This window comes from Bradyrhizobium sp. 14AA (assembly GCF_054185205.1).
Window position 1 is genome coordinate 1 of record NZ_JAVAYM010000160.1, and the last position, 455, is coordinate 455.

At 52.3% G+C, this 455-nt stretch carries 1 protein-coding gene; it reads left to right on the forward strand.

Going from position 1 to position 455, the window contains the following annotated elements:
- Positions 1 to 335: 335 nt before the first annotated feature.
- Positions 336 to 455, forward strand: a 120-nt coding sequence (locus RAD15_RS43800) for a LacI family DNA-binding transcriptional regulator (RefSeq protein WP_458184861.1), incomplete at its 3' end; no start/stop codon positions are given.

Below are 455 nucleotides of genomic sequence, written 5' to 3' on the forward strand. Positions count from 1 at the left end.
GAAAACATTGGTGTAGAAAATCATGAGGAACGAATTCACCAAGTTGAAGGTGAAATTGTTGCCCACATCGCCAAGCGCGTAGCCAATCATGTCGCGAATATCGAAATCGCGAGCATTCACCGCCTTAGCCTTCTGGCCTTTCGTTGTGATGGTCGACATTGACAACCCTCTATGCTATTTAAGGCTGCGACGATTATCGTCACAGCATTGTGGACAGGCAGCATCGCCTTGTCTAGAGATTCGCACCGGAGTGTCAAGAATTGCGATGTTTTGCCATGGTTTGCACCCTGTGTATTACGGGCCTGGACCAGGTAGGTTGGCGATAGAATCAGACCATGGGTGTAGACGAGGAGTCCACCGCACCGGTTACCATTAGCGACGTCGCGCGGGCTGCCGATGTTGCTCCGTCAACTGTCTCTCGAGCCTTTTCTCGTCCGGGGCGGGTGAGTGTCAAG